We start from the raw sequence: 24,281 nt of genomic DNA, 5'->3' as shown, positions 1-24,281 counted from the left end.
GGCTGACGCGGCCCGAACGGGAACCGGTCCGCGGGCCGGGGCGATCTGCCCGGAACATCCCCCTACCCTGCGGTAATCCGGTCTGGCAGGCTTCCGCCATGACTGCCCGTGCCACCGACCGAGCCCGGTACGACCGGGCCACAGCCCATCTCGAGGCTCCCCTGGCGATCGTGGATCTGGACGCCTTCGACGCCAACGCCGCGGATCTCGTACGCCGGGCGGGAGGCAAGCCGATCCGGGTCGCCAGCAAGTCCGTTCGCTGCCGGGCCCTGCTCGAACGCGTGCTGGCCCGTGAGGGGTTCACCGGGATCATGTCGTTCACGCTCGCCGAGTCGCTCTGGCTCGCGCGTTCCGGGTTCGACGACGTCCTGCTCGCCTATCCGTCGGCCGACCGGAAGGCGTTCGCCGAGCTGACGAGCGACGCCAAGCTCGCGGCAGCCGTGACCGTGATGATCGACGACCCGGCGCAGCTCCACCTCATCGACGACGCCCGGGACGGCGGCCGCGAGGAGGTGCGGGTCTGTCTGGAACTGGACACGTCGCTGCGCCTGCTCGGCGGACGGATACGGGTCGGAGCGCGGCGCTCACCCCTGCACTCGCCGGCCCAACTGGCCGAGCTGGCACGCGCGGTGGCCCGTCGGCCGGGCTTCCGGCTGGTCGGCGTGATGGGGTACGAAGGGCACATCGCGGGAGTGGGCGACTCCGTCGCCGGACGGCCTCTGCGGTCACGCGCGATCCGGTTGATGCAGGCGGCGGCCCGGCGTGAGCTCGCCGAGCGCCGTGCGGAGGCGATCCGCGCGGTGCGTGCCGTGGCGCCCGATCTGGAGTTCGTGAACGGCGGCGGCACGGGCAGCGTGCAGCACACCGCGGCCGAGGACGCAGTCACGGAGATCGCCGCAGGTTCGGGGCTCTACGTGCCCCGGCTCTTCGACAACTACACGTCGTTCAGCGGGCGTCCGGCCGCCCTGTTCGCACAGCCCGTCGTCCGCAGGCCGGGGGTGGGTGTGGTGACGGTGCTGGGCGGCGGGTACCCCGCGTCGGGTGCTGCGGGCGCCGACCGGCTGCCGGTGCCGTATCTGCCCGAGGGGCTGCGGTACGACCCCCAGGAGGGACCCGGCGAGGTGCAGACCCCGCTGCTGGGCGGTCCCGCGGACGATCTGCTGATCGGCGACAAGGTGTGGTTCCGGCACGCCAAGGCCGGGGAGCTGTGCGAACGGTTCGACGAGCTGCACCTGGTCCAGGGGGAGACCGTGACGGCGACCGTCCCGACGTACCGGGGCGAGGGGCGCACGTTCCTCTGAGGAGACGCCGAGGAGGCACGAGGCACCGCTGCGGCCTCGCCCGGGACCGCCGCGGGGACTACAGAGGCGTGACGTACGCCCCCGAGATCCCCCCGTCCACCAGGAAGTCCGTGGCGTTGACGAACGACGAGTCGTCGCTCGCGAGGAAGGCCACGGCGGCCGCGATCTCCTCGGCCTCGGCGAACCGGCCCACGGGGATGTGGACGAGGCGGCGCGCGGCACGCTCCGGGTCCTTGGCGAACAGCTCCTGCAGCAGCGGCGTGTTCACCGGACCCGGGCAGAGCGCGTTGACGCGGATGCCCTCGCGGGCGAACTGCACGCCGAGCTCGCGCGACATCGCGAGCACGCCGCCCTTGGACGCGGTGTACGAGATCTGCGAGGTCGCGGCGCCCATCCGGGCCACGAACGACGCGGTGTTGATGATGGAGCCCCTGCCCTGGCGCCGCATGTACGGGATGGCGGCCTTGCAGCACAGGTAGACGGAGGTGAGGTTGACCTCCTGGACCCGCTTCCACGCCTCGAGGCCGGTCTCCAGGATGGAGTCGTCGTCGGGCGGTGAGATGCCCGCGTTGTTGAAGGCCACGTCGACGCTGCCGTAGGTGTCGTACGCCGTCTTGAAGAGCGCCTCCACCTGCTCGGGGTCGGTGACGTCGACCTTCACGAAGGTCCCGCCGACCTCCTCGGCCGCGGCCTTGCCGCGCGCCTCGTCGACGTCGCCGCAGACGACGTTCGCGCCCTCGGAGGCGAGCCGGCGCGCGGTGGCGAGGCCGATGCCGCTGCCGGCTCCGGTGATGACGGCGGTACGGCCGACGAGGCGGCGGCAGATGGACTGCTCGGTCTGCTCGGTCATGGGTGGCTCAGGCCTCCGTGCTGATGAAGACGTTCTTGGTCTCGGTGAAGGCGGTGAGGGCGTCGGGTCCGAGCTCGCGGCCGAGGCCCGACTGCTTGTAGCCGCCGAAGGGGGTCCAGTAGCGGACGCTGGAGTGGGAGTTGACGGACAGGTTCCCGGCCCGTACCGCCTGGGAGACGCGGAGTGCCCTGCCCACATCCCGGGTCCAGATCGAGCCGGACAGGCCGTACTCGGTGGCGTTGGCGAGGCGGATCGCATCGGCCTCGTCCTCGAACGGCAGCACGACGGCGACCGGCCCGAAGACCTCCTCGACGGCCACGCGTGCGTGCGGGTCGACGTCGGTGAGGACGGTCGGCGGGAACCAGAAGCCGGGGCCTTCGGGGGCGGTGCCGCGGATTCCGGGCGCGTCCCCGGGGACGTACGAGGTGACCCGCTCCAGCTGGGTCTTGGAGATCAGCGGGCCCATCTGGGTCTTTTCGTCGGCGGGGTCGCCGACGACGACGGACTCGATGGCCGGGGCGAGGAGTTCCAGGAAGCGGTCGTACGCCGTGCGCTGGACGAGGATGCGGGTGCGGGCGCAGCAGTCCTGGCCGGAGTTGTCGAGGAACGACATCGGCGCGCTGAGGGCGGCCGCCTCGATGTCCGCGTCGGCGAAGACGATGTTGGGGCTCTTGCCGCCGAGTTCGAGGGTCACGCGCTTCACGCGGTCGGCGCACTCGGCCATGATCTGCTTGCCGACGCGCGTCGATCCGGTGAAGACGATCTTCGCGACTCCCGGGTGTTCGACGAGGGCGTTCCCGGCGACCGGCCCCTCCCCGGGGAGCACCTGGAAGAGGTGCTCGGGCAGGCCCGCTTCCAGGGCGAGTCCGGCCAGCCGGAGCGCGGTCAGGGGCGTGGTCTCGGCGGGCTTGAGGATGACCGCGTTGCCCGCCGCGAGTGCGGGGGCGCTCCCCCAGGCGGCGATCGGCATCGGGAAGTTCCAGGGCGCGATGACGCCGACCACGCCGAGGGGTTCGAGGAGCGTGACGTCGAGGCCGCCGGGGACGGGGATCTGGCGGCCGTTCAGCCGCTCCACTCCCCCGGCCGAGTAGTCCAGCAGATCGCGGACGTTGGACGCCTCCCAGCGGGCGTTGCCGATCGTGTGACCGGCCTCGGTGACCTCCAACCGGGCGAGTTCTTCGAGGTGTTCGTCGACGGCGGCGGCGAAGCGGCGCAGCGACCGCGCCCGGTCGGCAGGGGCGAGGGCGGCCCACCGCGCCTGGGCTGCCGTGGCGCGCACCACCGCCGCGTCCACATCGTGAGCGGTCGCCGCCGGGACGGTCGCCACGACCTCCTCGGTGGCCGGATTGAGTACCTGAAGCTCGTGGGACTCGTGGGACTCGTACGACAAGAAGGGCCTCACATGCGTTCGAAGGAGCGGCGGAGCTCCCAGTCGGTCACCGCGGCGTCGAAGGCGTCCAGCTCGACGCGCGCCATGTTGCGGTAGTGCGCGACCACCTCGTCGCCGAACGCGGCCTCGGCGATGGGGCTGGTCTCCCAGAGCTCGGCGGCCTCGCGGAGGGTGGTGGGGACGTGCTCGTACTCGGCGGCGTACGCGTTCCCCGCGCAGGGCTCCGGCAGCTCCAGCTTCTGCTCGATGCCGTACAGGCCGGCCGCCACGAGGCCCGCGACGGCGAGGTGCGGGTTGACGTCGCCGCCCGGCAGCCGGTTCTCGAAGCGCATCGAGCGGCCGTGGCCGACGACGCGCAGGGCGCAGGTGCGGTTGTCGTACCCCCAGGCGACGGCGGTCGGGGCGAAGGAGCCGGGCTGGAACCGCTTGTAGGAGTTGATGTTGGGGGCGTAGAGGAGGGAGAAGTCGCGCAGGGCGGCCAGCTGTCCGGCGAGGAAGTGGCGCATGGTCTCCGACATGCCGCCGGGGCCGGCACCGGCCATGACATTCCGGCCGTCCGCGTCGGCGAGCGAGAGATGGATGTGGCAGGAGTTGCCCTCGCGCTCGTTGTACTTGGCCATGAAGGTGAGCGAGACGCCCTCCTGGGCGGCGATCTCCTTTGCGCCGGTCTTGTAGATGGCGTGCTGGTCGCAGGTGACCAGGGCCTCGTCGTACTTGAACGCGATCTCGTGCTGGCCCGGGTTGCACTCCCCCTTGGCGGACTCGACGGTCAGGCCCGCGCCCGCCATGTCGTTGCGGATGCGGCGCAGCAGGGGCTCGATGCGGCCCGTGCCGAGGACCGAGTAGTCGATGTTGTACTGGTTGGCCGGGGTCAGGCCGCGGTAGGCGGCGTCCCATGCCTGCTCGTACGTGTCCTTGAAGACGATGAACTCGAGTTCGGTGCCGACCTGGGCGGTGAAGCCGTGCTCGGCGAGGCGCTCGAGCTGGCGGCGGAGGATCTGCCGGGGTGCGGCGACCACCGGCGAGCCGTCGTTCCAGGCGAGGTCGGCGATCAGCATCGCCGTGCCCTCGTTCCAGGGCACCCGGCGCAGCGTGGTCAGGTCCGGGTGCATGGCGAAGTCGCCGTAGCCGCGGTCCCAGGAGGACATGTCGTAGCCGTCGACCGTGTTCATCTCGGTGTCGACGGCGAGGAGGTAGTTGCAGCCCTCGGTGCCGTGGTCGAGGACCTCGTCGAGGAAGAAGCGCGCGGCGAACCGCTTGCCCTGGAGCCGGCCCTGCATGTCGGGGAAGGCCAGGACGACGGTGTCGATCTCGCCGCTCGCGACGAGTGCGTGCAGTTCCCCGACGCCGAGCGGTGGTGTGCGGTCTGCTGTGCCGTCTGCCACGAGAGGGTCTCCTTCGGTCAGCCGAGGCCACTTAAGGTATTCCTGAGAACCATTGATTGGGAAGGGTTCGCCGAAGGTTCAGGAAGGGGGTACGCCCATATGTCAGGTGCCGATGCATCAGGTGCCGATGCCGGCGACCGGCTGACACCGGTGCTCCGGCCTGTGCGGGCGGGCAACGGATTCGAGGATGCCCTGGAGCAGATCCTCCAGGTGGTCCGGCTCGGGCTGGTGCCGGGCGGCGGGCGGCTGCCCGCGGAGCGCGAGCTGGCCGAGCGGCTCGGGATCAGCCGGGTGACGCTGCGCGAGGTGCTGAAGGTCCTGCAGGAAGAGGGCCTGGTGGAGTCCCAGCGCGGGCGCTACGGCGGCACGTTCGTGGTGGAGCGGACCGGTATACCCGGCGAGGACGAGCTGCGGCGGCGCGTCGAGAAGACCGACGTCGAGGACGTGCTGCGGTTCCGCGAGGTGCTGGAGACCGGCGCCGCCGGGCTCTGCGCGGCGCACGGGCTGACGGGCGAGCAGGCCCGGCGGCTGCGCGACGCCCTGGCCGGGACCCATGACGCACCGCTGGCCGACTACCGGCGGCGCGACACGCTGCTCCACCTGACGCTCGCGGAGCTGTGCGGCTCGCCGTCCCTGGCCGCGCAGTACGCGGCCGTACGCGCGCAGGTCAACGACCTCCTGGACTGCATCCCGCTGCTGGTGCGGAACCTGGAGCACTCCCAGCGCCAGCACACCGCCCTGGTGGAGGCCGTCCTCGACCAGGACGCCGACGCGGCGCGCGAGATCATGCGGGAACACTGCGCGGGAACGGCGGCCCTGCTGCGGGGCTTCCTGACGTGAGCGGCGGTCGCCCGACTGTCTGTGCGGGGTTGATTTCCGCTGCACAGTGCGGCAAAGGTTTGACTTTGTTCCATTGAATGCGCCACGGGCGCGCCGGGCACGTCGAAGGGGTGCATGGTGAGCAGACCGCTGATCGGTGTCAGTACGTATCTGGAGTCCGGGGCCCGCTGGGGCGCCTGGGAGCTGGACGCGGCGCTGCTGCCCGCCGGCTATCCGCGGCTCGTGCAGGCCGCGGGCGGCCTCGCCGCGATGCTGCCGCCGGACGACCCGGCGCACGCCGCGTCCGCGCTCGCGCGGCTGGACGGGCTCGTCATCGCGGGCGGTCCGGACGTCGAACCGGTGCGGTACGGGGCCGAGCGGGACCCGCGCACCGGGCCACCCGCCCGCGAACGGGACGCGTGGGAACTCGCCCTGATCGACGCCGCGCTGGCGTCCGGAACGCCGCTGCTCGGCATCTGCCGCGGCATGCAGCTGCTCAACGTGGCACTCGGCGGCACCCTGGTCCAGCACCTCGAGGGTCACACCCAGGACGTGGGCGTGTTCGGGCGGCACGCCGTGAAGCCGGTGCCGGGCACGCGGTACGCGGACGCCGTCCCGGAGGAGGCGTCCGTGCCCACGTACCACCACCAGGCGGTGGACCGGCTCGGCGAGGGCCTGCGGGTCTGCGCGTACGCCCAGGACGGCACCGTCGAGGCCGTGGAGCTCCCCGGCCGGCACTGGGTGCTCGGCGTGCAGTGGCATCCGGAGATGGGCGAGGACCTGCGGGTGATGCGGGCGCTGGTCGGCGCTGCCTCCTCCCCGGCCTAGCGTCGCTTCGTGCTGCTTCGTGCGCCGCCTAGCGCTGCTTCCGCCGCTTCTTCCGCAGGCGCTTCCTGAGCCACTCGAGGGCGGCGGCGCCCTGCGCGTACTGGAAGGCCCTGAGCGTCGGCAGTCCGGACGGGGCGGGCCTGCGTGCCTGCTGCACGAAGAAGCCGGCGAGGCCGGCGAGCACCGAGGTGACACCCCTCGGGTCGGCGGCCCGGCCCAGCGGATGGCTGGTGAACACCTCCTCGGGGTCGGGGCCGCCCTGGGCGCGTACGCACGGCAGCATGACGAGGAGGTCGAACCACGGCGCGGCGAGCGACGCGTGGGGCCAGTCGACGAAGATGACGCGCTCGTCGGCCGTGAGCAGCATGTTGTCCGCGCGGAGATCGCCGTGCGCGAGCGTGTCGCCCGCGGCGAAGCCGGCCCAGGGAGCGGCCAGTTCGGCGAGGTCGGGCAGATGGCGGCGAGCCCACGGGTCGAGGGTGTGGGTGTCCCCCGCGGCGATCAGGTGCTCCCAGCCCCGGAAGTTGTCCGCCTGCCGCTCGGCGACGGTCGGCGCCTCGAAGGGCGACGGGCTCAGGGCGTGCGCGAGGTCGTTCACGGCGTCGAGGACCCGGTGGAACTCGTCCTCGCGCCATGGCACGTGGGGCTGGTGTCCGGCGATGTCCTCGTAGACGAGGGCCACCCAGGTGCCGTCGTCGTAACTGCCGAGGAGGCGGGGCGCCGCTATGGTCTCGGGCAGGGCGGCGGCGTTGCGGGCCTCGGTACGGTGCATCTCCGGGCTGTCCGGGTTGGCCTCGGCGCTCACCGCCTTCACGAAGGCGCGACGGCCGTCGGCGAGGCGGACGCGGGCGGCCACGCCCGGCGAGAAGCCGCCGCGCTGGGTGGCCGCGTCGGTCACGGGGGCGCCGAGCACGTCGGCGACGGCGCCGCGCACGTGGACCGGGAGGTGCTCCCACGGGGTGCGGACTCCGCCGGCCGGAGGGGCGGTGAGAGTCATGTCCGCCATGATTCGCGCCCTCTCGGGCGCGCGCTACCTGATTTCTGCCCTGCGGGCGGGGTTGGCGCCCGCCTTGTCGGCGGGCGCAGGGGCTTGTGGGGGTTCCTTGCGGTTACGCCGATCGGGGTACCGGAGGGCGCCCTGCGGAACGATTGCCCACAGCGGTAGCCGCTAGCGGCCGGTCACCGGCGTGGGTCCTCTGCCGCCTCGATGTACTCCGCCACGGACACGACGAGTACGCGGGTGTCCGGGACTGTGGCGCGCCAGCGGTGTCTGGCGCCGCCGGTCAGGTACAGGGTGTCGCCGCGGCCGAGCCGGTAGGCCCTGCCTTCCGCCTCCACCTCGACGGCGCCGTCGGCCACGTACATCAGCTTGTCGTTGCGGTGGTGGAGCTCCCGGCCGGCGTCGTGGTCGCCGGTGAACTCCTGGGCGTGCATCTGGTGGCGGCCGGTCACCAGGGGACGCACACGGGGTTCGCCCGCGGGCTCGGAAGCCGCCTCGGCCCGTACGACGGCGACGCTGCGCGCCGGGTCGGCGGCGGCGAGCAGTTCCACGGCCGTGGTGCCCAGCGCGTCCGCGACCCGCTGGAGGGAGCGCATGCTGGGGCGCGCACGCTCGTTCTCCACCTGGCTCAGGAACGGCACAGAGAGACCGCTGCGCTCGGCCACGACGGCGAGGGTGAGCTCCAGTGCCCTGCGCCGCCGCCGGACGGCCGCGCCTACCCGAAGGGTCTCTTTGCTGTCGTCCATCGCTTCGGCTCCCTCCTGTGCATCGTCATGGTCGGGTCTTTCAGGTCCCGGGACCGGCGGATTCCGCGAGTCGGCCCGGGTGACCTCACGAACCCGGTACGGTCTCCGGGCCCTGTTGAGTTCTCTGCACCCTACGCATGTTCGGCAAACGGTTTCATCTGCCCGTCACATCCTTGTCCACACAATGGCGGGTCGTTCCCACTCGCCCTGCCTCCCGGCGAGGCCTCACAGGGCGCGCCAGTACAGGAGCTGGCCCGACTCGCCGGGCGCCGCTCCCTCCAAGGGAATGAACAGGCTCATCAGCAGTGCCGGACGGCCGTTCGGAGCAGTGAGCAGGGTCGCCGAGGGATTGGCGAAGGCGCGGCTGCCTCCGTGGGTGCGGATGACGAGCCGGTCGGCGCGGCCGGTGACGGGATCGTATGCAAAGGTCTGCCAGCTCGAGAAGTCGTTCCGCCACCGCTGTCCCTCGATGAGCACCACGCTCATGCCGTCGAGCCGCAGCAGGGCGCGGTCGCCTATGTTCCCGGCGTTGCCCCACGACTGCACGGCCCGGTCGAGGCGGTGGTCGGGCTCGGCGTGCCAGTGGCTGAAATCCGTCAGAGTGGCGCGGAGTTGGCGGTCGGTGTCGCAGTCCGCCCGGTAGTGCCCGGTGAGCCGGATCGTGTCGCCCTCGACGGAGGTGATACTGGGCGTGCCCTCGGCGCAGCGCGAGAGGGTGCGCGGCGCGTCGTACGCGCGGCCGGCCCGTCCGGCGAGCAGCGCATCGAGGTCGTCGTAGCCGCGTACGGCGATGTGGTTGTCCGGGTCCTTCTCGTAGGCGAGGACATATCCGCCCGTCCCGTCGGGGGCGAGGGAGGCCTGGTGGGTGCCGGGGCCGAAGTCGTGGCGGCGGTGCCAGTGCAGCAGGTCCGTGGAGGTGGCGACGGACGCGTGGAAGCGGCCGTCGGCGCGGAACGTGTGGTAGACGGCGAGGTAGGTGCCGTCGGGCGCCTGCACGATCTGCGCGGCGTCCATGGACCGGCCGGTGTCGTCCGCCAGGCCGTAGCGGTAGCCGTCCGCGGTGCGTACGTCCCCGGCCAGTTGCGCGAGGCGGGCGGTGGCGACGGAGGCGGGCGCCGCACTGGCCCGGGGTATCTGCGACAGCAGCAGCACCGCGGCTACGACGACGGCCACTGCGGCGGCGAGGCGCACGGGCCGGTGGGGGCTGCGGGCAGCGGCGGTCACGGATGTCGTCTTACGGTCGGCGGGACGGGGGCGGCTGGGACTCACGGGGCTGATGAGGCGCGGCTATCGAGCGTACGAACGACCGAGAGGCCGCGGGAACGCCATGAGGGGTGTGCTTCGCCACAAAGGCGAAGCACACCCCTCACATGAGGTCCACCAGGTTCGGCCGGATTACTGCGGAGCCATCCGCTCCACGATCCCCGGGTTCTCCTTCACCCAGGCCGCGACGGCCTCTTCCTCATGGCCCTTGCCGCGCTTCTTGATCTCGTTCTCCAGGCCGGCGAGCTCCTTCTCACTCATCCTGAAGTTCTTGATCCACTTCGTGAGCTGCGGGTACTGCTGCGGGAACGCCTTGCTGGCGACGGTGCGGATCGTGTCGCCCTTGCCGAACAGGCCCTTGTCGTCCTCGAGCTTGGTCAGGTCGTACTCGCTGTACGCCCAGTGCGGCGTCCAGAGCAGGACCGCGATGGGCTCCTTCTTCGCGTACGCGCGCTTGAGCTCCGCGAGCATGCCGGGCGTCGAGCCGTCGACGACCTGGTACTCCTTGTCCAGGCCGTAGCCGGGCAGGACCTTGGTCTTGAGCAGGTTCATCGTGCCCGTGCCGGGCTCGATGCCGATGATCTTGCCCTTGAACTCGCCGCTCTTGCCCTTGAGGTCCTCGAGGGTCTTCACTCCCTTGACGTACGACGGGACGGCGATCTCCAGGGACGTCGGCGAGTACCAGGTGCCGAGGTCCGTCAGGTCCTTGCCGTACTTGTCCCAGTACGACTTCTGCGTGTACGGCAGCCAGCCGTCGAACTGCACGTCCAGCTGCCCCTGGGACAGGGCCGTGTACATGGGGCCGACAGCGAACTGCTTGAGGTTCATCGTGTAGCCGCGGTCCGCGAGGACGTGCTTCCACAGGTATGTGACGGCGATGTCCTCCTCCCACGGGAACCAGGCGACGTTCAGCGGACGGGCCGCCTCGCCCTGGCCCTTCGCGCCCTTGGCGGACTTCGCGACCGGGGCCCACTTGTCGACCAGGCCCGGGTTCTTCTTCAGCCAGGTCTTGACGGCCTGCTGCTCCTTGCCCTTGCCGGCCTTCTGGATCTGCGCCTCGAGACCGGTGAGCTGCTCCTCGGTCATCTTGAAGTTCTTGAGCCACGTGCCGACCTCGGGGTTCTCCGAGGCGAAGCCCTTGCGGGCGATCGTGTGGACGGCGTCGCCCTCGCCCCAGGCGCCCTTCGGGTCCTTGAGCTTCTTCAGGTCGTAGTCGCTGTAGGCCCAGTGGGGCGACCACAGCGTGACGACGATGGGCTCCTTCTTGGCGTACGCGCGCTTGAGCTCGGCGAGCATAGCGGGCGTGGAGCCGTCCACGACCTTGTACTCGCCCTCAAGGCCGTACTCCTTGAGGACCTTGTCCTTGAGCAGGCCCATCATCCCGGCGCTGGGCTCGATGCCGATGATCTTGCCCTTGAACTCGCCGCTCTTGCCCTTGAGGTCGTCGAGGGAGTCGACGCCCTTCACGTACGAGGGCACGGTGAGCTCCAGCGAGGTGGAGCCGTACCACTGGCCCAGGTCGTCGAGCTTGCTGCCGTACTTCTTCCAGTACTCGGCGTGCGTGGCGGGCAGCCAGGAGTCGGTCTGGAAGTCGATCTGGCCCTGCGCGAGGCCGGTGTAGAGAGGCCCGGCCGCGTACTGGGTGGTCTTGACGTCGAAGCCGCGCTGCTCCAGCAGTTCCTTCCACAGGAACGTGGAGGCGATGCCCTCGTCCCACGGGATGTAGCCGATGTCGACCCGCTTGCCCTTGCCGACGTCCGTGGACGCCGAGGCGGCGCCGGAGTCCGAGCCGTTGCCGAAGATGCCCATGCCGCCCGCGACGAGCGCGAGGACGATGACGCCGACGACCGCGACCGCGGGGCGCGGGCGGTGGTTCCAGATCTTCAGGCCGCCCATGGCGGCACGGGCCTTGGCGGCGGTGCGGCGGCCCAGCGGCGAGAGCTGGCGGCCGAGGGCGCCGGTCATCCGGTCCAGGTAGATCGCCAGGATGACGATGCCGATGCCCGCCTCGAAGCCGAGGCCGACGTCGAGGTTGCCGATCGCCTCGTTGACGGCGCCGCCGAGGCCGCCGGTGCCGACCATGCCCGCGATGACCACCATCGACAGGCCCAGCATGATCACCTGGTTGACGCCGGCCATGATCGTGGGCAGCGCGAGCGGCAGCTGCACGCGCAGCAGGGTGTTGCGGGGCGTGGTGCCGAAGGCGTCCGCCGCCTCGACGAGCTCCTTGTCGACCTGGCGGATGCCGAGCTCGGTCATCCGTACGCCCGGAGCGAGCGCGAAGATCAGCGTGGCGACGATGCCGGACGGCACGCCCATGCCGAAGAAGAGGATGGCGGGGATGAGGTAGACCATCGCCGGCATCGTCTGCATGAGGTCCAGGACGGGCCGTACGACGGCGCTGACCGTGCTGGAACGCGCCGCCCAGATGCCCACCGGCACCGAGATGACCAGCGCGATGATGGTCGCCACCAACACGAGCGACAGGGTCGACATGGCGTCGTCCCACAGCTCGAGGGAGTCGATCAGCGCGAAGCCGGCGAAGGTGAGCACGCCGGGGACGAGGCCGCGCAGCCACCAGGCGATCACCGCGAGGATGCCCACGAGGAGCAGCGGCTCGGGGGCGGACAGGACGGCGTTGATGCCGTCGTACATGCCTTCGACGACCGCCTTGACGGCGTCGAAGAGCCAGGACATGTGGTTCACGAGCCAGTCGACGCCGTCGTTGACCCAGTCGCCGAGACGGATCCTAGGCACCGGCGATCACCTTGCCCGCGGTGTCGTCGTCGCTGCCTGTGGCGCCGTCCTGAGCGGGGACGGCGGCGAGCGGCTGGTCGGACGGCGTCATCGGCTCGCCGAGCACGGCCAGCAGCCGCGCCCGCGGTACGACGCCGACGAGCTCACCGTCATCGCCGGTGACGGCGACCGCCACGCCGCTGGTGGAGCAGGGGGTGAACAGCTCGACGATCGGCGTGTCCTCGGAGACGGTTGCGGGCGCCGCGTCGAACACGTCCCGCGCCGTGCGCAGCTCCCTGCCGTCGGGCGTCGTCGTGCCGTACGCGGTCTCCGGGTCGGCCATGATCGCGCCCGCGGTCAGCACGCGGGAGCGGTCGACGTCCTGGGTGAACGCGGCGACGTAGTCGTTGGCCGGGGTGACCAGGATGTCCTCGGCCGTGCCGATCTGGACGATGCGGCCGTCGCGCATGACGGCGATCTGGTCGCCGAGGCGCATGGCCTCGTTGAGGTCGTGGGTGATGAAGACGATGGTCTTCTTCAGGGTCTTCTGCAGCTGGAGGAGCTGGTCCTGCATGTCGCGGCGGATCAGCGGGTCGAGCGCGCTGAAGGACTCGTCCATGAGCAGCAGGTCGGCGTCCGTGGCGAGCGCGCGGGCGAGGCCCACGCGCTGCTGCATACCGCCGGACAGCTCGTCGGGCCAGGACTGCTCCCAGCCCTTGAGGCCGGCGAGCTCCAGCGCCTCGGTGGCGCGCTTCTCGCGCTCGGCGCGCGGGACGCCCTGCACCTCGAGGCCGTATGCGGCGTTGTCGAGGACGCTGCGGTGCGGGAACAGCGCGAAGTGCTGGAAGACCATGCTGATCTTCCGGGAGCGGACCTCGCGCAGCTCGCGCGCGCTCAGCGCGGTCAGGTCCTGGCCGTCGAAGCGCACCTGTCCGGCCGTCGGCTCCAGGAGTCCGTTGAGCATGCGCAGCAGCGTGGACTTCCCGGATCCCGACAGACCCATGACGACGAAGATCTGGCCCGGTTCGACCGTGAAGGACGCGTCGATGACCGCGGCGGTCGTGCCGTCGGCACGCAGCTCGTCACGGTCGGCTCCCTGACGGAGCCTCTCCACAGCGGCCTCGGGCCGTCTGCCGAACACTTTGTACAGGTGCTCTGCTTGCAGCCTGGACACATAAACCTCTCGCGTAGAACGAACACGGCCCGCCTCCCCCGCCGGCGGGCCGTGGAGCGGCGCGGGGTCCGCCCGACTGACCGACCGCGTTCGACCGAGATGGTGGAAGATGCGACCGGGTCCGCTCCGGCAGCGCGCCTGCCCGGATCGGTGCAGGTCAAACGGAGGAGTGGCTCAGTTCACAGTTGGTTCACTTCTGCGATGTGGTGGGCGGGGCATCGCGCGGCACGGGCGGTCCTCGGCGTACGGCTGGGGTGGCAGCGCCGGACGGCATGGGCTGTCAGCGGCGGACGGCGTGGGCTGTCAGTGCCGTGCGGCATGATGCGAACGTGACTCAGCGAACGCGACGGCTCATGCTCCTCGACACCGCATCCCTGTACTTCCGGGCGTATTTCGGGGTCCCGGACTCGGTGAAGGCCCCGGACGGCACTCCGGTGAACGCCGTGCGCGGCCTGCTCGACTTCATCGACCGCCTGGTCCGCGACCATCAGCCGGACGACCTGGTGGCCTGCATGGACGCGGACTGGCGCCCGCAATGGCGCGTCGAGCTGATCCCGTCGTACAAGGCGCACCGCGTCGCGGAGGAGACCGAGGCCGGGCCGGACGTGGAGGAGGTGCCGGACACGCTCTCGCCGCAGGTGCCGGTCATCGAGGCCGTCCTGGACGCGCTGGGCATCGCGCGCGTGGGCGTCGAGGGGTACGAGGCGGACGACGTGATCGGCACCTACGCCACGCACGCACCAGGCCCCGTCGACATCGTCACCGGCGACCGCGACCTCTACCAGCTCGTCGACGACAAGCGCGGGGTGCGCGTGCTGTATCCGCTGAAGGGCGTCGGCACCCTGCAGGCCACCGACGAGGCGTGGCTGCGCGAGAAGTACGGGGTCGACGGGCCGGGGTACGCGAATCTCGCGCTGCTGCGCGGCGACCCCAGCGACGGGCTGCCCGGCGTGCCGGGCATCGGCGAGAAGACGGCCGCGAAGCTCCTCGCGCAGTACGGCGACCTCGCGGGGATCACGGCCGCGGTCGGCGACCCGGCGTCGGCGCTCACGCCGGCGCAGCGCAAGAGGCTCGACGAGGCAGGGCCGTATCTCGCCGTGGCACCGACGGTCGTACAGGTCGCCGCGGACGTCCCGCTGCCGGACGTGCAGGTGGCGCTGCCGCGCACCCCGCGCGACCCGGCCGGGCTGGACGCACTCGCGGCGCGGTGGGGCCTCGGCGGTTCGCTGCAGCGACTGCTCTCGACCCTGCAGGAGCGCCCTGCGGACTGAGCAGCCGCAGGGAAATCGCGGACGAAGTGGCAGAAGTCGCAGGGTGTCGGCGAAGTCGTGCCGTACAAGGTGAGGCGATTCCTGCAAGGGGGTGTTAACTTAGGCTTGCCTAAGCCCGTCACCTTGGAGGCCGTCATGGCAGAGCGTCCGGCACGCCGGGCCCCGAAGCCCCACTCCGCCCGCGTGGTCCGCACCGAGCGGCTGACCCCGCACATGCAGCGTGTGGTGCTCGGCGGCGACGGGCTGGCCGGGTTCACGGCAGGGACCTGTACCGACCACTATGTGAAGCTGCTGTTCGGGCCCGAGGGCGTGACATACCCGGAGCCCTTCGACATGGAGCGGATCCGCGCCGAGTTCCCGCGCGACCAGTGGCCGGTGACGCGTACGTACACGGTGCGCGCCTGGGACCCGGAGCACCGCGAGCTGACGCTGGACTTCGTGATCCACGGTGACGAGGGACTTGCCGGGCCCTGGGCCATGCGCGCCCAGCCGGGCGAGCTCGTGCGTTTCCTCGGCCCGGGCGGTGCGTACGCCCCCGACGAGGACGCCGACTGGCATCTGCTGGTGGGTGACGAGAGCGCACTGCCCGCGATCGCCGCGGCCCTCGAGGCCCTGCCCGAGGGCACCGACGCCCGCGCCTTCGTGGAGGTCGCGGACCCGGACGAGGAGCAGAAGATCGCCACCGACGTGGAGGTCGTCTGGCTGCACCGCGGCGACCGCCCCGCCGGCGAGGCACTGGTCGAGGCCGTGCGGGAGCTGGAGTTCCCGGCGGGCCGGCTGCATGCCTTCGTGCACGGCGAGGCGGGCTTCGTGAAGGAACTGCGCCGTCTGCTCCGGGTCGAGCGCGGCATCCCGCGTGAGGACCTGTCGATCTCCGGTTACTGGCGGCTCGGCCACAACGAGGACGGCTGGCAGGCCTCCAAGCGCGAGTGGAACGCCCGCATCGAGGCCGAGCAGGAGCCGGCCGGGACGGCGGCCTCCTAAGACCGGGACTGCGGCGCCCTAAGACCGGGACTGCGGCGTCCTAAGACCCTGGCTCGCTAGCGCCGGGCGGACTGGAATTTCCAGCCCGCCCGGCGCTTTCGCGCGTTCGGCGCCTTCGCGCGTTCGGCGCTTTTCGCGGCGTTCGGCACGGCCCAGCCCGCCGCAAGGGCCGTGAGGAGTTCGGCCCCCAGCAGACACGGGCGTGTCACGCCCGCGAAACAGGCCGTCCCTAATTTCTGTCACCCGACAGGAATTGATGCGGGCGGGATGCAGGCCGGCAGGAGCGTCGCCGTACGGAATGTCGCCCGCCCCGGCTGCCCCCGACAGACATGTCGCCCGACAGACCTCCCGCGCCGCCTCCGCGAAAGCAGGTTGCCGCCATGACAAGCTCCGCCCCTGCCGATCTCCGTCCCGATCCGCCGGTACCCACGGACGCCGGCGACTCCTCCCTTGCCGAGTTCGGCTACCGCCAGGAGCTGCACCGCAGCCTCGGCCGCTACGCCTCGTTCGCCGCCGGGTTCTCCTTCATCTCGGTGCTGACCACTGTCTTCCAGTTCTTCGCGTTCGGCTACGCCTTCGGCGGCCCGGTCTTCTTCTGGACCTGGCCTGCCGTCCTGCTCGGCCAGCTGATGGTGGCCGCGTGCTTCGCCGAACTCGCCGCCCGCTACCCGATCTCGGGCGCGATCTACCAGTGGTCGTCCCGCCTGTCGACGCTGACCTTCGGCTGGTTCGCCGGCTGGATCATGGTGATCGGGCAGATCGTCGTGGTCGCGGCCGCGGCGCTCGCCCTGCAGATGGTGATGCCGGCGATCTGGTCCGGTTTCCAGCTGGTCGGCGGCGATCCGGCACCCACCTCGCCCACCGGCGCGGCGAACGCCGCGGTGCTCGGCGTGCTCCTGCTGGCCCTGACCACCCTGGTGAACATCGTCGACAACCGCGTGATGTCCGCGGTCAACCGGATCGGCGTCACCGCCGAGATCATCGGCGCCGTCCTGATCATCGTGCTGCTGCTGACCCACTCCAAGCGCTCGCCGGGCATCACGTTCCACACGGGCGACGGCGCCCAGGGCGGCCTGCTGGGCGCGCTGCTCGTGGGCTCGTTCATGGCGGCGTACGTGATGATCGGTTTCGACAGCGCGGGCGAGATGAGCGAGGAGACCCACAACCCGCGGCGCACCGCGCCCCGCACGATCCTCACGGCGCTCGGTGCCGCGGGTCTGCTGGGCGGCCTGATCGTCCTCGGCGGTCTGCTCGCCGCGCCCAGCCTGACGAACGGACACCTGGCCGTCGACGGCCTGAGCTACGTCCTGACCAGCAGTCTGGGCGACGGCGTCGGCCGGTTCCTGCTCGCGGACGTCGTGGTGGCCATCGCGGTGGCGACCCTCGCGATCCAGACCGCGGCCTGCCGGATGCTCTTCTCGATGGCCCGCGACGGACAGCTCCCCGGCTCGAAGCTGCTCGCCAGGGTCAATCCGCGCACCGGCATGCCGAGCGCCCCCGCCCTGGTCGTCGGCGTCCTCGCCGCGGCCCTGCTGCTGCTCAACTTCGCGTCCCCGGAGGCGTTCCTGGCGATCGGCACCACGTGCATCGTGATGCTGTACCTCGCGTACGCCATGGTCACCGGGCCGATGCTGGTACGGCGTCTTCGCGGACAGTTCCCCGGTGCCGCCGCCGACGCGGTGGACGAGGAGGGCCGGCCGCTCTTCTCCCTCGGCCGCTGGGGCGTACCGGTCAACGGACTGGCGCTCGTCTACGGCCTGTTCATGACGGTCAACCTGGCATGGCCCCGCGCCGACGTGTACGACCCGGCGGGCGGGCACTGGTACTTCCAGTGGTTCACGGTGCTGTTCCTGGGCGTGACGCTCGCCGCCGGTGCGGGCTACCGGCTCTACCGGAGCCGCGTTGTCGGGCAGGCGTCCGCCGCGGAGCCTCAGCCGGCCGCCGCGGGCGCCTAGAAGGCTCCGGCTAGCGGGGCCCGGGAGCCGGGTCGCCCTGGACCCGTGCGTGCAGGTGCATGTCGTGCCAGCCGTCGGCGTGCAGCTCAGCGCTGCGCTTGGTGCCTTCCAGGGCGAAGCCCGTCTTGGTCGCGACGCGGCAGGAGGCCCCGTTGCCGGTGGCGTGGGTGAGTTCGAGGCGGTGCAGGCCCAGCTCGTCGAATGCCCAGCGGGTGAGTGCGGTGACGGCTTGAGGAGCGACGCCGCGGCCGCGGGCGGACGGCATCGTCCAGTACGCGATGTAGGCCACCCCGTCGGCGAGTTCGATGGAGCGGAGCGCGACCCGGCCCACCAACTCGTCCGAGTCCGCGTCGGCGACCGCCCAGAACGCGTCGCGCTCGCCGTGCCAGGCCTGCCGCCACTCCTCGATCCAGGCGACGGTCTCGGCCTCCGACTCTGCGGTGTGGGCGTGCCACTGGTGCATCACGGGATCCTGGAACGCCTCCAGTACGGCGGGCGCGTCGGTGTCCGCCCAGGGGCGCACGACGAGGCCGGCGTCTGTGGTCAGGGTCGGCTGCGTACGCCCGGCCAGTGTACCGGGAGCCACCACGTCAGAGATCAAGGAAGGCATGGGGCGCATCCTGCCAGCGGGTGGGATGGGCGCCCAGTGGATTTCCGGTCCGGAGGCCCCCAGCGCCCGGAGGGCCCCGGCGTCCGAGGGCCACCGACATCGGAGGACCTCCGACGCGGCGGTTACGCTCGATCGTGATGAGACGCAGGCCCCGCATTCCCCCCGCCCCGCTGCCGCAGCGCCACGGTGTCGATCCCGTGCGGGTCCGGCTGCCCCTCGGCGGCGAGTGGGCGACTGTGCGGGATCACCTCGTGGAGCGGCTGGCGGCCGGGCCCGGGGTGATCGACCGGATGCTGCACGACGGGCTGATCGTCGGGGCGGACGGCCGGGCCGTGGCGTGCGATGCGCCGTACGAGCCCGGGATGTTCGTCTGGTTCCACCGGGAGCTGGCGGCCGAGGTGCCCGTACCCTTCGCCGTCGACGTCGTGTACCGCGACGAGCACATCGTCGTGGCCGACAAGCCGCACTTCCTCGCCACCACCCCGCGCGGCAGCCATGTCTCCGAGACGGCGCTGGCACGGCTGCGGCGCGAGCTGGGCATCCCCACACTGGGCGCCGCTCACCGCCTGGACCGCCTGACGGCCGGTCTCGTGCTGTTCACGGTGCGGCCGGAGGAGCGCGGCGCGTATCAGACGCTGTTCCGCGACAAGCGGGTGCACAAGGAGTACGAGGCCGTGGCCGCGTACGATCCCGAGCTCGCGCTGCCCCGTACCGTCCGCAGCCGTATCGAGAAGGAACGCGGGGTCATGGCCGCCCGCGAGGTGGCGGGTGAGCCGAACGCCGAGAGCCGGGTCGAACTCGTGGCGCACCGGGGCAGGCTCGGGCGATACCGGCTGCTGCCGAGGACCGGGCGCACCCATCAGCTGCGAGTGCACATGAACGCGCTGGGGGTGCCGATCCTCGGCGATCCCGTCTATCCGGTGGTGGCCGACCCCGTGCCGGACGGTGATTTTCGGCGGCCGATGCAACTCCTGGCCCGGGTACTGGAGTTCACGGATCCGGTCACGAGGCGGTCGCACCGGTTCGTCAGCGAGCGTGTCCTCGGGGCATGGTCGGACTCCGACGCGTGGGGCGGCGGACCGGCTGGTCAGAACACGGGCGACAACAACGGGCCGCAGCCCAGCGGGTAAGCGCTGGGCTGCCACGGAACGACGAGCCGCCCGGTCACCGCCGGGAGGCCGGAAGCCGCCCTCAGGCGCCCCGCCACCACCGAAGCAGGCGCTGCAGCGCTCCCTTGGGCTGCTCTTGCTCGTCTGCGGGCGGGGGCGGTGGCGTCGGTAGCGGTCGCCGCTCGGACCGGTCCCCCGCCGTGGCCTGCGCCGGGATGTCGACGGCCGGGCGCCGGGCCTGGGCCGCCGGCGGCGGGGACGACACTTCCCATTCCGTGCGCGGCGAGGGCACCCTGCCCATGCTGGGCCGGAGCTTCGCGTCCTGCGGCGGGCGCGGTGTGAACGTCACCGGCAGGTCGACGAGGTGCCGGGACGTGATGGTCTGCCGGAAGCTCAGCTCCTTCTCGTCCACGGCGAGCTCCGTGTCGGGCAGGCGCATCAGCAGCGCATCGACGCCGACGTCGGCGATGGCGCGGGCGATGTCCTGACCCGGACACTCGTGGGCGCCGCCACCGAAGGCGAGATGGGCGCGGTTGCCCGCCATGCTGGCCTTGAGGTCGGGACGGACCACCGGATCGAGGTTGCCCGCCGCGGCGACGAAGATGAGCGAGTCGCCGGCCTTGATCTGCTGGCCGCCCAGCTCCGCATCCTGGATGGCGGCGAAGCCCAAATGCGCGCTGAACGGAGGCTCGTCCCACAGAGACTGCTCGATCGCCTCCGGCACGGTCATCTGCCCGCCGCTGAGCTGGGCCCGGAAACGCGGGTCGGTGAGCACCATCCGCAGCACGTTGGCGAGGAGGTTGGCGGTTCCCTCGTACGCCGCGATGAGCACGACGCGCAGGTTCTGGGCGACGTCGTCGTCGGTGAGCTGCGCGGGATGGGCGAGGAGCCGGCTGGTGAAGTCCTCCTCGGGATGGGCCCGGCGCCGGGCGGTGTGCCGGTGCAGGACCGACATGACGTACTCGTTGCTCTCGATGGCGGTCTCGGTGCCCTTGGTCATGTCGCGGCCGGCCTGGACCAGGCGCTCGTTGTACTCGTCGGGCATGCCGAGGACTTCGCACATCACCGCCATCGGCAGATGCTCGCAGAACTGGCCGACCAGTTCGGCCGTGCCCTTCTCGCAGAACTCGTTGACGAGGCGCTGGCTGCTGCGGTTGATGAAGCGCCTGAGGCCGCGGTCGTCGATGGCCGCCAGGGAGTCCATGATCGCACCGCGGAGCCGCTGGTGTTCGGCGCCGTCGACGAAGGTGATGACAGGCGCCCATGCGACCACCGGCGCCAGGGGATTGTCAGGAGCGAACGTGCCGTCCTGCATCACGCGCATGCGGCGCGGGTCACGCGTGAAGTGCGAGCGTGTGCCCAGCATGTGGAGCGCCTCGGTGTGGCCGATGACCGCCCACATCGGTACGTCGTCGTGGACCAGCACGGGCGCGACCGAACCGTGTTCGGCGCGCAGTTTCTCGTAGATGCCCGCCAGGTCGCTGTCGGCCTCGGGTCCGTACAGGCGGCGCAGGCCACCGGGGCCGAGGCCGTGGGCCGGGCAGCCCGGTGGCGGGGAGATCGGTTCGTCCGCGCCGCGATGGGAATGGGATGGGGTCGTCACGATGTCGCTTTCGGATCGGTCGGGTTCAGGCGGGGGACATGCTCAGGGAGTGCAGGTAGCGCACCAGGGTCATCAGGACGTCCCGGCTGGAGGCCCTGCGGCGGGCGTCGCACTTGATCATCGGCAGGTCCGGGGGAAGGTCGAGCGCGGTACGCAGGTCGTCCATCGGATAGCGCGGCGCGTCGGGGAAGTCGTTGACCGCGACCACGAAGGGCACGCCGCGTTCTTCCAGGCGTCCCATCACGTCGAAACTGACTTCCAGGCGCCGGGTGTCGACGAGCACGACGGCGCCCAGAGCGCCCTCGAAGAGGCCGTTCCAGAGGAACCAGAACCGCTCCTGTCCGGGTGTGCCGAACAGGTAGAGCACCAGCTCGTCCGTGATGCTGATGCGTCCGAAGTCCATGGCGACGGTGGTGGCCGTCTTGGTCTCGGAGCCGTAGTTGTCGTCGACTCCGATGCCTGCCTGGGTCATCGTCTCCTCGGTGGTGAGCGGCCGGATCTCACTGACCGACCCCACCATCGTGGTCTTGCCGACGCCGAACCCTCCGACGATCACGATCTTCACCGCTGTCGTGGCCGTGTCCGGCAGATGGTCCTCGGCGCGTGGGCCCACGATCGTGTCAGAGCTTTTGAAGTCCATGCATCACCGCTTCGAGGAGGGAACGTTCGGGGAGTTCGGAGCGGACGACCGGAGCGCGGGACTCCACCAGGTCGGCCGCCAGCAGCTCGGTCACCAGCACGGTGACCGCGCTGAACGGCAGGCCGAGATAGGCCGAGATCTCGGCGACGGACAGGGGCGTCTTGCACAGCCGCAGCAGTGAGGTCTGCTCCGGCGGAGCGGTGGGCGGCGCGTCCGACCGTGCGACGATCAGTGCCACCAGGTCGAGTGCCGCCCGCTGGCTTCCGTCGGTGCCACCCGTGATCACATAGAGCCGTCCCGGATCCTGCTCCGATCCCTGCTGGGGTGCGCGTCGTTCGCGTTGCGGAGGAGTCATACGGTCTGCCCGTCGCGCCGCGGCGGACTGGTCAGATGCGCCCCGATGCGGACGACGAGGTCGCGCATGAGGCTGCTCAGGAGCCCCGCGTCCACGGTCTCGCCGGCGAGCACCGCCAGATAGGCGCCCGGTCCGGCGGCCATCATGTAGAAGAAGCCCCCTCTGACCTCGATGATGACCATGCGCATCTGGCCGTCGCTGTCGGGGATTTCGGTGGCCACGGCGCCGGCCAGGCTCTGCAGACCGGCGCAGGCCGCCGCGAGCCGGTCGGCGGCGTCCGCGTCGCCGCCGTGGCGGGCGATGCGCAGGCCGTCCGCGGAGAGCACGACGATCTGCCGGATCCCCCCTACGCCGTCGGCCAGTTCCTTGAGCATCCAGTCGAAATTGGCCCGTTGCTGAATCACTTAGAGGTCCCCCTCGTCCTCGGTGCTGTAGTCGTCTGCCCGGGCCTTCGACTCGACTGCGCCGGGCGTGCTCTGCTGGTCACCGCCGCCCTTGAGGCCGTTCATGAACGCCTCGACCCACAGACCGGGCGCGGGCTCCTCCTTCTCCTGCTCGCGCACCGGCGCTGCCTGCCGCTGGCCGGGGATGACGGCCTTGGCCTCGGCGGCCTGTGCTTCGGCTGCCCGTGCCTTCTCGGCCCGCGCCTGGGCGTACCGCTCGGCCAGCGGGGTCTTGTTCCGGCTGCGGCGCTGCGGCAGGCCGGTGGCCGTCCACTCGGTGACGACGGGGATGTCGTCCTCCAGGGCGGAGAGAGGAGTCGGCGGACCCGAGGTCGGGCGGCGCTTCTTGGGCGCGCGCTCGAGCTCCTGGATGGGATTGCCGTCGTTGTCCACCCGGGGCACGGCGGAGGCGCCGATGCCGTGCGCGAGGGCTGGTGCGGGGGCGGTGGTCAGCATGTCGCGCGGGACGATCAGCACCGCACGGACACCGCCGTACGCGGACTGCCGCAGGGAGATCTGCATGTTGTACATCGCCGAGATGCGGCCGACGACGGCCAGGCCGAGCCTCGGGGTCTCGTTGAGGCTGTTGAGGTCCGTTCCCTCCTGTGCCTCGGCGAGCATGGTCTCGGCCCGCTTCCTGGCCTCCTCGCTGAGGCTGACGCCACCGTCCTCGATCTCGATGGCGACACCGGTCTGCACCTCGACGGCGGTGACATGGACCCGGGTCTGCGGCGGTGAGTAACGCGTGGCGTTGTCGAGCAGTTCGGCGCAGGCGTGGATGACGGGTTCGACGGAGACGCCGTTGACGGCGACCTTGGCGATCGAGTCGAGGCTGATGCGGTGGTATTCGAGGATGCGGGACATGGAGCCCCGCAGCACGCTGTACAGCGGCACCGGCTTGGGCCACTGGCGGCCCGGGCGGGAACCGCCGAGCACCGCGACACTGTCGGCGAGCCGGCCGATCAGCGCGGTGCCGTGGTCGAGGCGGAGCAGGTCGTCGAAGACCTCGGGGGTGCGCCCGTGGTCCTCCTCCATCTCGCGGAGTTCTACGGACTGCTGGTAGACGATGGCCTGGACGCGGCGCGCGATGTGGACGAAGGCGTTCGCCGTCACGTCGCGCATGGCTTCGCCGCGGTCCAGGATCTCCAGCACGGCGCGCAGCAGTTTGCGCTGCGCCTGGGGGAGGTCGCGGTAGTCGGGGTCCTGGTCGATGACGACGCGCATGGCCTCCGCGGGGGACTCGCCCTGCCGCATGCGGTAGAACGTGTCCGGCACGAGCTGCTCACCCAGGTGTTCGGTCTGCGCGTCGTACAGGGCGACGCGCCGCTCGAGGTACGCGAGCCGGTCCGTGTACTGCTGGTGCAGCCGCTTGACGGTACGGCCGCGGCGTACCGCCTCGAGGGCGACACCGAGCACCAGGAGGGCTCCGATGCCGCCGCACCAGCCGACGGCCATCCGGGCCGGTTCCGGTACGGCGGCGACGGCGGCCCCGGTCGCGGCGGCCATGAGTATGGCGGGCAGCAACAGCACGCGCGCGTAGGGGACTTCTCGGCCACCGGGAGGCGATTGAACACTCACCATGTATGCCCTCTAAGACAGTTGACTCGGGGTGATCTGTACGGACTTGCCGTGAGTTGCGGCGGATTACGAAGACGCGTGGGGGGAATTCGAACTACCAGGCATCTTTGGGAACAAGCGCACGAATACGCCGCAACTCGGTGCGCTGTGGGCGAGCTTAGTCCGACCGGATCATCGCTATGTCATATTCCGCGAGCACCTGAAACACCCTGCCGCACGGGAATACACTCGGGCCCATTTG

Annotated in this window: 21 protein-coding genes; 7 read left to right on the top strand and 14 right to left on the bottom strand. The window is 71.1% G+C overall.

Going from position 1 to position 24,281, the window contains the following annotated elements:
* Positions 1-98 precede the first annotated feature (98 nt).
* Positions 99-1,301: an amino acid deaminase/aldolase gene (locus ACWD4J_RS06730; protein ID WP_451394220.1), complete on the top strand. Its 1,203-nt coding sequence runs from the start codon at positions 99-101 to the stop codon at positions 1,299-1,301.
* A gap of 58 nt (positions 1,302-1,359) precedes the next feature.
* Here ACWD4J_RS06730 and ACWD4J_RS06725 read toward each other — a convergent pair whose 3' ends face one another.
* The 3 genes from ACWD4J_RS06725 to ACWD4J_RS06715 are packed head-to-tail and all read right to left on the bottom strand — an operon-like array spanning position 1,360 to position 4,926.
* Entirely contained in the window at positions 1,360-2,151 is a 792-nt protein-coding gene (locus ACWD4J_RS06725; RefSeq protein ID WP_451394219.1) for a 3-oxoacyl-ACP reductase, read from the bottom strand.
* Between the two features lie 7 nt (positions 2,152-2,158).
* Positions 2,159-3,541, bottom strand: coding sequence for an aldehyde dehydrogenase family protein (locus tag ACWD4J_RS06720; RefSeq protein ID WP_451394218.1), 1,383 nt, complete (start codon positions 3,539-3,541; stop codon positions 2,159-2,161).
* Positions 3,542-3,549: 8 nt separating this feature from the next.
* Positions 3,550-4,926 carry a glutamine synthetase family protein gene (locus tag ACWD4J_RS06715; protein WP_451394217.1) on the bottom strand — a complete coding sequence of 459 codons (1,377 nt, stop codon included), beginning with the start codon at positions 4,924-4,926 and terminating at the stop codon, positions 3,550-3,552.
* Positions 4,927-5,025: 99 nt separating this feature from the next.
* On the opposite strand from ACWD4J_RS06715, the gene ACWD4J_RS06710 reads away from it, so the two are divergent.
* Both ACWD4J_RS06710 and ACWD4J_RS06705 read left to right on the top strand, forming a co-directional pair.
* Complete coding sequence (locus ACWD4J_RS06710) at positions 5,026-5,766, top strand: FadR/GntR family transcriptional regulator (RefSeq protein ID WP_451394216.1); 741 nt, start codon at positions 5,026-5,028, stop codon at positions 5,764-5,766.
* A gap of 114 nt (positions 5,767-5,880) precedes the next feature.
* Positions 5,881-6,573 carry a gamma-glutamyl-gamma-aminobutyrate hydrolase family protein gene (locus ACWD4J_RS06705; RefSeq protein WP_451394215.1) on the top strand — a complete coding sequence of 231 codons (693 nt, stop codon included), beginning with the start codon at positions 5,881-5,883 and terminating at the stop codon, positions 6,571-6,573.
* A 28-nt stretch (positions 6,574-6,601) separates the two neighbouring features.
* Here ACWD4J_RS06705 and ACWD4J_RS06700 read toward each other — a convergent pair whose 3' ends face one another.
* The 5 genes from ACWD4J_RS06700 to ACWD4J_RS06680 all read right to left on the bottom strand — a co-directional run bounded on the left by ACWD4J_RS06700 (position 6,602) and on the right by ACWD4J_RS06680 (position 13,492).
* Positions 6,602-7,570: a phosphotransferase gene (locus ACWD4J_RS06700; RefSeq protein WP_451394214.1), complete on the bottom strand. Its 969-nt coding sequence runs from the start codon at positions 7,568-7,570 to the stop codon at positions 6,602-6,604.
* 182 nt (positions 7,571-7,752) lie between these two features.
* The gene (locus tag ACWD4J_RS06695) at positions 7,753-8,319 is read right to left on the bottom strand and encodes a helix-turn-helix domain-containing protein (protein WP_451394213.1); all 567 of its coding nucleotides are present in this window, start codon (positions 8,317-8,319) and stop codon (positions 7,753-7,755) included.
* Between the two features lie 225 nt (positions 8,320-8,544).
* Positions 8,545-9,543: a hypothetical protein gene (locus ACWD4J_RS06690; RefSeq protein WP_451394212.1), complete on the bottom strand. Its 999-nt coding sequence runs from the start codon at positions 9,541-9,543 to the stop codon at positions 8,545-8,547.
* A 171-nt stretch (positions 9,544-9,714) separates the two neighbouring features.
* Entirely contained in the window at positions 9,715-12,339 is a 2,625-nt protein-coding gene (locus tag ACWD4J_RS06685; protein ID WP_451394211.1) for an ABC transporter permease/substrate binding protein, read from the bottom strand.
* A complete protein-coding gene (locus ACWD4J_RS06680; protein ID WP_451394210.1) occupies positions 12,332-13,492 on the bottom strand; it encodes a quaternary amine ABC transporter ATP-binding protein in 1,161 nt (386 codons plus the stop codon). Before ACWD4J_RS06680 ends, ACWD4J_RS06685 begins: the two co-directional genes overlap by 8 nt.
* Before the next feature lie 353 nt (positions 13,493-13,845).
* On the opposite strand from ACWD4J_RS06680, the gene ACWD4J_RS06675 reads away from it, so the two are divergent.
* The 3 genes from ACWD4J_RS06675 (at position 13,846) to ACWD4J_RS06665 (ending at position 17,702) form a co-directional block, all read left to right on the top strand.
* Positions 13,846-14,763: a 5'-3' exonuclease gene (locus ACWD4J_RS06675; protein WP_451394363.1), complete on the top strand. Its 918-nt coding sequence runs from the start codon at positions 13,846-13,848 to the stop codon at positions 14,761-14,763.
* 135 nt (positions 14,764-14,898) lie between these two features.
* The gene (locus ACWD4J_RS06670) at positions 14,899-15,747 is read left to right on the top strand and encodes a siderophore-interacting protein (RefSeq protein ID WP_451394209.1); all 849 of its coding nucleotides are present in this window, start codon (positions 14,899-14,901) and stop codon (positions 15,745-15,747) included.
* Between the two features lie 380 nt (positions 15,748-16,127).
* Positions 16,128-17,702 (top strand): amino acid permease, encoded by a 1,575-nt coding sequence (locus tag ACWD4J_RS06665; protein ID WP_451394208.1) that lies wholly within the window; start codon positions 16,128-16,130, stop codon positions 17,700-17,702.
* 10 nt (positions 17,703-17,712) lie between these two features.
* Here the strand turns inward: ACWD4J_RS06665 and ACWD4J_RS06660 are convergent, their stop codons facing one another.
* Positions 17,713-18,312, bottom strand: a complete 600-nt coding sequence (locus ACWD4J_RS06660; RefSeq protein WP_451394207.1) for a GNAT family N-acetyltransferase — start codon at positions 18,310-18,312, stop codon at positions 17,713-17,715.
* Between the two features lie 137 nt (positions 18,313-18,449).
* On the opposite strand from ACWD4J_RS06660, the gene ACWD4J_RS06655 reads away from it, so the two are divergent.
* Positions 18,450-19,442, top strand: coding sequence for an RluA family pseudouridine synthase (locus ACWD4J_RS06655; protein ID WP_451394206.1), 993 nt, complete (start codon positions 18,450-18,452; stop codon positions 19,440-19,442).
* A 61-nt stretch (positions 19,443-19,503) separates the two neighbouring features.
* On the opposite strand, the gene ACWD4J_RS06650 is transcribed toward ACWD4J_RS06655, so the two are convergent.
* The 5 genes from ACWD4J_RS06650 to ACWD4J_RS06630 are packed head-to-tail and all read right to left on the bottom strand — an operon-like array spanning position 19,504 to position 24,043.
* Positions 19,504-21,024: a cytochrome P450 gene (locus tag ACWD4J_RS06650; RefSeq protein WP_451394205.1), complete on the bottom strand. Its 1,521-nt coding sequence runs from the start codon at positions 21,022-21,024 to the stop codon at positions 19,504-19,506.
* Positions 21,025-21,049: 25 nt separating this feature from the next.
* Entirely contained in the window at positions 21,050-21,664 is a 615-nt protein-coding gene (locus ACWD4J_RS06645) for a GTP-binding protein (protein ID WP_451394204.1), read from the bottom strand.
* The gene (locus tag ACWD4J_RS06640; protein ID WP_451394203.1) at positions 21,645-22,019 is read right to left on the bottom strand and encodes a DUF742 domain-containing protein; all 375 of its coding nucleotides are present in this window, start codon (positions 22,017-22,019) and stop codon (positions 21,645-21,647) included. The genes ACWD4J_RS06645 and ACWD4J_RS06640 overlap by 20 nt, the downstream gene beginning before the upstream one ends.
* The gene (locus ACWD4J_RS06635; RefSeq protein WP_451394202.1) at positions 22,016-22,423 is read right to left on the bottom strand and encodes a roadblock/LC7 domain-containing protein; all 408 of its coding nucleotides are present in this window, start codon (positions 22,421-22,423) and stop codon (positions 22,016-22,018) included. The genes ACWD4J_RS06640 and ACWD4J_RS06635 overlap by 4 nt, the downstream gene beginning before the upstream one ends.
* On the bottom strand, positions 22,424-24,043 hold the full coding sequence (locus ACWD4J_RS06630) for an ATP-binding protein (protein WP_451394201.1): 1,620 nt from the start codon (positions 24,041-24,043) through the stop codon (positions 22,424-22,426).
* Between the last annotated feature and the right edge of the window lie 238 nt (positions 24,044-24,281).

It is taken from the genome of Streptomyces sp. NPDC002577 (assembly GCF_053594815.1).
Note: the sequence above shows the minus strand (reverse complement) of the source record. Positions and strands in the feature narration are given on the sequence as shown.

Coding starts and splice junctions, on each gene's coding strand:
- ACWD4J_RS06710 (WP_451394216.1), top strand. CDS start 5,026: ATGTCAGGTGCCGATGCATCAGGTGCCGATGCCGGCGACCGGCTGACA.
- ACWD4J_RS06730 (WP_451394220.1), top strand. CDS start 99: ATGACTGCCCGTGCCACCGACCGAGCCCGGTACGACCGGGCCACAGCC.
- ACWD4J_RS06640 (WP_451394203.1), bottom strand. CDS start 22,019: ATGACTCCTCCGCAACGCGAACGACGCGCACCCCAGCAGGGATCGGAG.
- ACWD4J_RS06675 (WP_451394363.1), top strand. CDS start 13,846: ATGCTCCTCGACACCGCATCCCTGTACTTCCGGGCGTATTTCGGGGTC.
- ACWD4J_RS06665 (WP_451394208.1), top strand. CDS start 16,128: ATGACAAGCTCCGCCCCTGCCGATCTCCGTCCCGATCCGCCGGTACCC.
- ACWD4J_RS06645 (WP_451394204.1), bottom strand. CDS start 21,664: ATGGACTTCAAAAGCTCTGACACGATCGTGGGCCCACGCGCCGAGGAC.
- ACWD4J_RS06725 (WP_451394219.1), bottom strand. CDS start 2,151: ATGACCGAGCAGACCGAGCAGTCCATCTGCCGCCGCCTCGTCGGCCGT.
- ACWD4J_RS06695 (WP_451394213.1), bottom strand. CDS start 8,319: ATGGACGACAGCAAAGAGACCCTTCGGGTAGGCGCGGCCGTCCGGCGG.
- ACWD4J_RS06630 (WP_451394201.1), bottom strand. CDS start 24,043: ATGGTGAGTGTTCAATCGCCTCCCGGTGGCCGAGAAGTCCCCTACGCG.
- ACWD4J_RS06700 (WP_451394214.1), bottom strand. CDS start 7,570: ATGACTCTCACCGCCCCTCCGGCCGGCGGAGTCCGCACCCCGTGGGAG.
- ACWD4J_RS06670 (WP_451394209.1), top strand. CDS start 14,899: ATGGCAGAGCGTCCGGCACGCCGGGCCCCGAAGCCCCACTCCGCCCGC.
- ACWD4J_RS06660 (WP_451394207.1), bottom strand. CDS start 18,312: ATGCCTTCCTTGATCTCTGACGTGGTGGCTCCCGGTACACTGGCCGGG.
- ACWD4J_RS06705 (WP_451394215.1), top strand. CDS start 5,881: ATGGTGAGCAGACCGCTGATCGGTGTCAGTACGTATCTGGAGTCCGGG.
- ACWD4J_RS06655 (WP_451394206.1), top strand. CDS start 18,450: ATGAGACGCAGGCCCCGCATTCCCCCCGCCCCGCTGCCGCAGCGCCAC.